7 protein-coding genes and 1 pseudogene are annotated in these 8450 nt (G+C 53.4%); all 8 read left to right on the top strand.

What is annotated here, in order from left to right; translation table 11 throughout:
• Positions 1–689: tyrosine--tRNA ligase (gene tyrS / locus Q0W37_RS14705; RefSeq protein ID WP_297702299.1), on the top strand; the 689-nt coding region annotated here is incomplete at its 5' end.
• Between the two features lie 8 nt (positions 690–697).
• Positions 698–1654, top strand: a complete 957-nt coding sequence (locus Q0W37_RS14700; RefSeq protein ID WP_297702298.1) for a 1-phosphofructokinase family hexose kinase — start codon at positions 698–700, stop codon at positions 1652–1654.
• 3 nt (positions 1655–1657) lie between these two features.
• Complete coding sequence (locus Q0W37_RS14695) at positions 1658–2329, top strand: futalosine hydrolase (protein ID WP_297702297.1); 672 nt, start codon at positions 1658–1660, stop codon at positions 2327–2329.
• A 50-nt stretch (positions 2330–2379) separates the two neighbouring features.
• The gene (locus tag Q0W37_RS14690) at positions 2380–3174 is read left to right on the top strand and encodes a 1,4-dihydroxy-6-naphthoate synthase (RefSeq protein ID WP_297702296.1); all 795 of its coding nucleotides are present in this window, start codon (positions 2380–2382) and stop codon (positions 3172–3174) included.
• Positions 3175–3297: 123 nt separating this feature from the next.
• Positions 3298–3498, top strand: a complete 201-nt coding sequence (locus Q0W37_RS14685) for a hypothetical protein (protein WP_297702295.1) — start codon at positions 3298–3300, stop codon at positions 3496–3498.
• Between the two features lie 195 nt (positions 3499–3693).
• Entirely contained in the window at positions 3694–5211 is a 1518-nt protein-coding gene (locus Q0W37_RS14680; RefSeq protein WP_297702294.1) for an OmpA family protein, read from the top strand.
• Positions 5212–5222: 11 nt separating this feature from the next.
• Positions 5223–7469 carry a tetratricopeptide repeat protein gene (locus Q0W37_RS14675; RefSeq protein WP_297702293.1) on the top strand — a complete coding sequence of 749 codons (2247 nt, stop codon included), beginning with the start codon at positions 5223–5225 and terminating at the stop codon, positions 7467–7469.
• 76 nt (positions 7470–7545) lie between these two features.
• Positions 7546–8450 (top strand): annotated as a pseudogene (locus Q0W37_RS14670) (tetratricopeptide repeat protein); the annotation flags it as partial.

Here is an 8450-nt window from a genome sequence, read left to right as displayed (position 1 = left end):
TGATGCAGGGCTACGATTCCGTCGCCATCAACAGCGACGTGGAACTCGGCGGCACCGACCAGAAGTTCAACGTGCTTCGCGGTCGCGACTTGCAGCTTTTCGAAGGCATGGAACCGCAGATCGGTCTTTTCATGCCGATTCTTCTTGGTACCGACGGCAAGGTCAAGATGAGTAAGTCCATCGGCAACTACGTGGGCCTTAATGAACCTGCCGATGTGATGTACCACAAGATTTATAGCCTCGCCGACAGTATCGTCGAAAACTGGTTCGAACTTCTCACCAACATCCCGCTTGCAGAAATCAAGCAGATGATGGCAGATATCGCCGCTGGCAAGATGAACCCGAACGACGCAAAGCATCGCCTCGCCATCGACATCGTGACGCAGTATTACGGCGCCGAAGCCGCCGAGGCCGCTGCCGCCAAGGAACGCGAAATCCATAGCGGTAACGCCATTCCGAGTGACGCCGCTGAATGTAGCGTTGATGCTGGCACGTACGGTGCCCTCGACCTGCTCGTGAACATTAAGGCCTTTGCATCTAAGGGCGAAGCCCGCCGCATGGTCCAGAATGGCGGTGTGAAGATTGGTGGCGAAAAGCTTGCCGATCCGCAGGCCCAGATCGAAATCAAGGGCGCAGACCAGTTGGTCGTCCAGGTGGGCAAGCGCAAGTTCTTCAAGGTCAATTTCTAGGCAAACCTATGTCGCAGGAAGTTCTGATTCTCGGGCTTAATCCCGCTTGGCAGCGCTTGTTCTATGTGGACAAGTTTACGCCGGGCGAGGTTCACCGCATCAAGAAGGTCGAAGAGTACGGTTCCGGCAAGGGAATCAACTGCGGCCTGGTGCTCCGTCTTTTGGGCGGAACGCCTCTGATGATGCATTTCCTGGGCTCGGAGCATGGGTCGAGAATCTTCGATGAAATCTCCGCCTATGGAATCCAGCAGGCTCCCGTGTGGATTAAGGAACCTACTCGCATCTGCACGACTGTCGTGAGCGAAGGCGAGTCGACGGAACTGATTGAACCGTCTCCGGACCTTACGGAATTCGAGAACGAAGACTTTATCCAGACGCTAAACGATTACTGGAGCTCTACGCAGAGCGTGGCCTTGTGCGGTACGTTCCCGCAGGGCTTCGATGTTTCCCTGTTGAACGACCTCGACTTTACGGGGAAGAAAGTTTACGTGGATGCCATCGAAGGGATTGAAACCTGGCTCGAGAAGGGCGTGGAACTGCTGAAAATCAATATGCAGGAATACTGCAAGCTGCTCACGCGTCTCGGTCTTCCCATTGTTCTTTCGAGTCCGCAGTTCTGGAAGATGACGGCGACTGCCGTGCTGGAACGCCTCCCGATAAAGACGCTTGTTGTCACGGACGAAGACGCTCCGGTCAGGGCTTTCCGCCTGGTCGAAAAGAAATTCCAGGGCGTGCAGATCCAGCCCCCGCAGATTCAGGTCAATAACCGCATTGGCGCGGGCGATTCCTTCTTTGCCGGTTGGCTCTATGCCGACGGTGTAGGGATGGAATTTGAAAAGTGTCTAATCAAGGCGACTGCCGTGGCGACCGCCCGTTGCGAAGTGGACCGCCCCTGCAACCTCAAGGTGGAACGCGTCGCTGAACTTGAAACATCCCTGGCCGATGCGGTCGAAAAACTGGAGTAACCGATGAATTTCCCCGGTCGTGACCACTTGTTTGCGTTTGCGACTCCGGCGGAGTTCGCCTCCTTCTTTCCCGAGTATGCCGATACGGCAGACGAGTTTACTCCAGATAAATTAATCGAACTTTCGGATGACAGCGGCTATGCCTGCATTCTGGGCATCGGCATCCTCAATTTTTCGACGAACCTGACTTTCTTGCTAGGGGATGCCAAGCGGCGCGGAATCCCTATTTCTGCCGTGTTTATCCTCGGAGTTTGCGGCGCATATCCTGGCCGCGGAATCAAGGTGCTCGATGTCGTTCGCGTGGATGCCGAATCCGTTGGCGACATGGGGTATCAGGATCGTGACTGCTCCTTTTATCCGTTTCCGAGTTCCGTCCGCGCAACAGCTGTTGAGCAGGCGCCCAAACATCTGCAAAAGCTGAAATCGGTAGCGGGCCTTACGGTAAACTGCTGCACGGGTACCGAAGAAATGGGCCTTTTGCGCTCCAGGATGTTCAATGCCGATATCGAAAACATGGAAGGTGCTGCGGGAATATCGGCCTGCATTGCCCACAATATGCCCGTTTTCGAAATCCGCGCCGTATGCAACATGGCCTCTACCCGTGACCGTGAATCCTGGAAATTCAACGAGGCTCTCGAAGCGTTGCGCCAAGCCGTTTTTCCCGAAATCATCTAAGTTCTGACACCTCAAACCTCAAAGGGCCATAGGCCCGACCTCATACCTTTATGCGCCTTTCCCTCGGAATTTCCACCTGTCCTAACGACACCTTTATCTACGAGGCGCTTGTTCACGGCCTCGAAAATTCTCCCTTCGAATGGGACGTCCATTTTGCCGATGTGCAGACGCTTAACGAGATGGTGCGCCGTGGCGAACTCGATGTCGCGAAGGTGAGCGCGCAGGTCTACCCGAAGGTGGATCGCAACTACCGTTGCCTTTCCTGTGGCGGTGCCATCGGTTACGGCTGCGGCCCTCTACTTTTGTCATCCGAGTCGTCTGCGTTCGATCCGGGGCGTCCCGTGACGCTTCCGGGCGCCGAAACGACCGCCGCCCTCCTGTACCGTTTCTGGCATTCCAAGACGCAGAATGGGCCTCTTGCCGTCGATTTCGCGCTATTCGACCAGGTGTACCGCTCCCTTAGGGAAAAGCAGATTTCTCAGGGAGTCGTCATTCACGAACACCGTTTCACCTGGAAACGCGATGGCCTCTATCTGCTTCAGGACTTGGGCGCCTTCTGGGAAGAAAATACGGGAACACCCATTCCGCTCGGAATTGCGGTGGCGAAGCGTTCGCTTGACGATGGCGTCATTTCCGCTGTCGAAAGTGAAATCCGAAAGAGCCTCGAAATTGCCCGCCGCCGTCCGCAACTTGTGACACCTTTTATCGAAAAATTGGCCCAGATTGACGACCCGAATGTCATGGAGGCGCACATCCGGATGTTTGTGAACGATTTCTCCGAAAACGTGGGTGGGCCTGGTTGGGCGGCGCTGGACTCCCTTTGGGCGTTAGTTGAAGGTGGATAAGTTGTTAAAATTGCCGAAATTTGTGTAATATTATATAAATATTGCCGAATTTTTACAAAATGGCGAATTTTTAGCAAAAACTTTAATTATTTTCCATACAGCATCTTTTTTTGGAGTTTGCTTATGAGTTTTGTCAATGATCTTGAACTGGAAGTCGAGAACTTCAAGCGCGAGTACGAAAAGTTCGAACGCGGCAACAAGTCTGCTGGCACCCGTGCCCGCAAGATTTTGCAGGACATCAAGAAAACCTGCCAGGATATCCGCGTATCCATCCAGGGGGCTAAAAAAGAAGAGGAAAAGGGCGGACCGGCATCAGCCGATTGACCTTGAACGGACTTGATATACCCCGATGAATTGTCATTTTCGAAAATTTATTGAAAAAATCGGCTTTTTTTGCGAAAATCGTTTGACTAAAGCCGTTTTTAGAGGTATATTCCCATTTGAATTTTGCATTTGCCGTTTTGGCAGGTGTATAGGTTTTAAATCTAAAGTGTTCTATGATTGGAGAAACGTAGCAGTATGACCCTAAAGAAACTGGTCTTAATCACGGCCGGGGCGATGCTTCTTTCTGGAACCGCCATGGCAAAGAATATCAATGTTCCTGGCGATTACTCAAAGATTGCTGACGCACTTGGTAATGCGGATGCCGGCGATACCATCTTGGTAAAGCGTGGCACCTATAACGAAAACATCACCCTCATCATGGGTGTCGTACTTAAGGGCGAGGATCCCCTTACGACCATCATCGATGGTGGCCGCAGAGGTCCGACCGTCATGGGTACTTCGGGCGCCGAAATGTCTCACTTCACGGTGAAGAACGGTATCGAAGGTATCCTTTGTGAAAACGCTGCCCCCTACATTCACCATTGCTACGTGCTGGACAACCACGCTACGGGTATCGGTGCTTTTATTTCTCTCCCTCATCTTCGTAACAACGTGGTCTACGGCAACCGCTGGTCCGGCATCCTCGCTTGGGGTGCTAAGTCCCTCGATGCCTATATCGAACACAACGTCGTGCTCCGCAACGGCTACTCTGGCCTTGCTCTGAAGGGCCCGACGAACGTCGTTGCCCGTAACAACATCTTCATGGAAAACCACTACTACGGTGTGTTCGCCGACCCTGCTGCCGGCCAGACGAAGGTGGAGTACAACAACATCTACAAGAACTACTACCCGTTCAATGAATTCATCAAGGTGAACCGCACGAACGTTTCCCTTGATCCGAAGTTCATCAACCACTCCCTTTCGAAGCCGAACTTCTACTGCCAGTCCACCTCGCCGATGCTCAAGCGCGGTAAGGGCAAGGCTGACATCGGCCTCACCGCCACCGAACTGGTGAAGGAAGAAGAAGTGGTCGAAGAAACCCGCAACCCGGATACCGATGGCGACGGCCTTTGCGATCCGTGGGTTTCCGAAGAAGGTCTCTCCGACAAGTATGCGTCGGTCTGCACGGGCCTCGACAACTGCCCCGAAGAAGCCGAAGACTTCGACGGCTACCAGGACGACGATGGCTGCCCGGATGCCGACAACGACCGCGACGGTCTCTGCGATCCGTGGGTCGAAGCTAAGGGTATGCTTGCTCAGTTTGCACACGTCTGTAAGGGTGTTGACCTCTGCCCCGAACAGCCGGAAACTTTGAATAGCTACAAGGATGACGATGGTTGCCCGGACGAAGTGCCGCAGCCGCCTAAGAAGGTCTTTGTGCTCGAAGGAGTGAACTTCGAATCCGGTAAGGCTACGATTACCCAGGATTCCTACATCTCCCTCATGAAAGTGGTGGACATCATGGAAACCTTCCAGGAAGCTACTTTCGAAATTGTTGGTCATACAGACAACGTCGGTAAGAAAGAAAAGAACATGCAGCTTTCCGCTGACCGTGCCGCTTCCGTGAAGAACTTCCTTGTCGAAAAGGGTATTTCCGAAAGCCGCATGACCACGAAGGGTATGGGTGACTCTCAACCGGTCGCCACGAATAAGACCCCGGAAGGCCGCGCTCAGAACCGTCGTATCGAGTTCATCCGCACGGATATCAATTAAAGGAGTAAGTGATGCGTACTAGTGTTATTAAAACAGCAGTCCTTGGACTCACGGTAGCCAGCACTTCCTTGTTTGCAGAAGCCACTTATTCTCCGCACAAGTATCAGCAGAATGACTGGTTTGCAGAATTTGGTGGCAATACTGCCATGTATGTGAACCCCGCTGGAATTTCTGAAACAGACCAGCTGGAATTCAGTGCCGCATTCTTTAGTTCCATTAGTGGTGAAGCAAGCCAGGAATACCTGAGCCTTACTTACCCGATGGATTACAAGCACACTCTCGGTTTCTCGTTCTTCGAAAACGGTGCATCCATTGACGGTGGCAAGTCCTACGGTGAATATGCATTCCAGCTCGGCTATGCCTACAGGCTCATGCATTGCATCGCTCTCGGCCTTAACGTCGATGTGCTCTACATCAACCAGTTCGACGAAGTGACGCAGGTCTCGCTCGGTGCAGACGTAGGCCTCAGCTGGAACCCGCTGAACTCTTCTAAGTTCGGTTACCTGTTGGTGGGCGTTGCCCTCCAGAACCTTGCTCAGCCGGGCGTAAGCACCGATGACAACGGCGGCTTTGTTGCCCCGGGTTTCTTCGGCAGCGAAAGCGACAAGGCTTACAACATCCCGTCGAACCTGAACTTCTCCCTCTTCTGGCGCGGCTTCAACCGCCTGATCGAGGCGAAGGCTGAACTTTCCCTCATCGACGTGTTCCATTCCGATAAGGAAGGTGGCGAAGGCCTGAATCCGGAAATGAGCTTCACCCTGACCTACTACCTCTCCCCGCACCTTGGTGTCCGCCTCCGCTTCACGAAGGAAGGTTACCCGGTTGCTGGCGCTACGGTGAACGTCAAGGACGTGAGCATCTTCCGTTACCTGCAGCTCGACCTCGAAATGTCTCACGACGACCTCTACGCCAAGAAGAACCGTGGCTTTATCTGGGCCGTCAAGCTCACCAGCCGCTTCGGAGACACCCGCGAAGAGAAAATCGGTGAAGAACGTTATCGTCGCTTGAAGATCGAACCTGAAAACGACTACCGCGCCGCTATGCGCCTCTACTTGAACCGTCAGTTCTTGGAAGCCGCATATGCCTTCGGTAAGGTTCAGACCAAGTACCCGGCATTCCACCTTGTGGACCAGGCCGCCTTCTATAAGGCAAAGTCCTTTGAAAACCTCCGTATGCACAAGGCTGCAAAGTCCGTGTACGAAGACGCTATCAAGCGCTATCCGCAGAGCGACCAGCGCGCCAAGTATCACTTCCAGTTGATGAACATCGACTATAAGGAAGGCAAGTACATCGACGCTATGGCCAAGTACCAGAACATCGCTCAGAAGTTCGGTGAAAGCGACGTGAAGGCTGACGCTGACTACGTTGCCGGCCAGATCAAGTTCGAACAGGGCCTCTACCAGGAATCTGTCGACCTGCTCGCCGCTATCCTTCCGGGTAATGCCAACTACTTCTACGCCCGCTATACCATGGGTATCGCTTACAGCCGCCTCGGTAAGTTCGACGAAGCTGAAAACTGCTTCCGCGACATTACCGAACAGCCGGTTTCCAACCAGTCCGAACGTGACTTGCAGGATGCCGCTAAGGTGAAGCTCGGTCACTTGTTCTTCTCTGGCGAAAAGGCCGACATTCCGGCTGCCGCCCAGATGTATGGCCAGGTGCAGCCCGGTTCTCCGGTCTACGACGAAGCCATGCTCGGTATCGCTTGGTCCTTCCTCAAGGTGAACAAGCCGGACGAAGCTATCAAGCCCGCTCAGTGGATCATCAAGAATATGCCTGAATCCTTCCTCGTGTCCGAAGCCTACCTCGTTCAGGGTTACTGCTTCTTCATCAAGAAGGACTACAACAACGCTGTGAAGTCTCTGGAACAGGCTGAAAAGCGCACCGAACAGCCGGTGGTGACCGTTGCCGCTCGCGACAGTGCCCGTCAGGCCTACGACGCTATGCAGGACGAATTCGATTCCGTGCAGGTGAAGGCTTTGGACCTCGCTCGCCAGCTCCCGACGCCCCGTGTGCAGAGCAAGCGCGAAGCCTTGCAGCCGAGCTTCGACAAGGCTAACCAAGCTATCGAAGACTACGCCGCATTCACCCAGAAGGCTATCCAGAGTGACCGCTTTGAATCCAACCGTAAGCGTATCTTGGACGACGCAGGCTTTACCTTGGCAACCGTCAAGACCAAGATGGGTCAGGGCGCTGCTAACTCCGAAGCCGCACAGGAACTTGAGAGCCTCGAAGACGACTTAGGTGATTTGGAATAAACTATGAATAAAGATAGACCTGGCTTTTGAAACCAGGTCTTCCCCTTTTTTATCTTTTATAGGTGGAAAGAGAAAAATGAAAAAATTTTTGCTTGTTGGTGCAATCGTCTGCTCGCTTGTAGGCTCGTCCTTTGCAGCGTCAGATCCTTGTAAAGACAAAGTTAATGAGGCTAAGAAGCTGGCCGCGAAGTGCAAGGCCATGCCGAAGGGTCCCGAAAAGACCCAGTGCGCAAGTTCCTATAAGGTGCTGAAGAACCAGGCTGAACAGGCTTGCCGTTCCGGTGGCCTCGACGAAAAGGGCATGGAAGATGCCATCCGTCAGTGGGAAAAGCAGGTCAATAACTGTAAGGGTAAGCAGAACAAGCGTTGCGCCTCTGCTCTCCAGCAGTTGGGTCACTACCAGTTCCAGCTCGAAGAAAAGCACTTCCTCGACAAGAACGCTCAGTACGAAGAAGATGTAGCATGGTGCGCCGACCGCGACAACAAGCCGGCCAAGTGCGCAAACATCGATCAGCTCCCGAAGGCTGACCACCAGAAGTCCTTGGGTTACTTCCTCGAATACATCGACAAGTATCCGAAGGAAGACAAGACTCCGACGGTGATTTACCAGGCTGCCGCCGTGCAGGAAGCCAGTGGCGAAGACGAAAAGGCCTACAAGCTCCGTATGCGCCTCGTCGAAAACTTCCCGGACAACGGTCTCGTGCCGAAGGCTTGGCTCCGTATTGCGGAATACCACTTCATGAACCGTAAGTTCCGCGACGCTATCAAGGCGTACAAGAAGGTGACCGGCTTCGAAACCCTTACGGGTAAGGAAGCTGCCCTTGCCATGTACCACTTGGCAGAATCTTACTACAACATTGCTGAATACGAAACCGCAGCAATCAAGTACTACGAATATATCATCGGTGCCGACAAGGGTAAATACCCTGCAGACTTGCGCGCAGAAGCTATGGACTTCATGGCGGCCTCCTTCTCTGACCT

Source organism: uncultured Fibrobacter sp., from assembly GCF_947166265.1.
Classification (GTDB): domain Bacteria; phylum Fibrobacterota; class Fibrobacteria; order Fibrobacterales; family Fibrobacteraceae; genus Fibrobacter.
Note: the sequence above shows the minus strand (reverse complement) of the source record. Positions and strands in the feature narration are given on the sequence as shown.

What these genes read in the sequence shown, in the direction of transcription:
- Q0W37_RS14675 (WP_297702293.1), top strand. Translation starts at nt 5,223, where the DNA reads ATGCGTACTAGTGTTATTAAAACAGCAGTCCTTGGACTCACGGTAGCC.
- Q0W37_RS14690 (WP_297702296.1), top strand. Translation starts at nt 2,380, where the DNA reads ATGCGCCTTTCCCTCGGAATTTCCACCTGTCCTAACGACACCTTTATC.
- Q0W37_RS14680 (WP_297702294.1), top strand. Translation starts at nt 3,694, where the DNA reads ATGACCCTAAAGAAACTGGTCTTAATCACGGCCGGGGCGATGCTTCTT.
- Q0W37_RS14685 (WP_297702295.1), top strand. Translation starts at nt 3,298, where the DNA reads ATGAGTTTTGTCAATGATCTTGAACTGGAAGTCGAGAACTTCAAGCGC.
- Q0W37_RS14700 (WP_297702298.1), top strand. Translation starts at nt 698, where the DNA reads ATGTCGCAGGAAGTTCTGATTCTCGGGCTTAATCCCGCTTGGCAGCGC.
- Q0W37_RS14695 (WP_297702297.1), top strand. Translation starts at nt 1,658, where the DNA reads ATGAATTTCCCCGGTCGTGACCACTTGTTTGCGTTTGCGACTCCGGCG.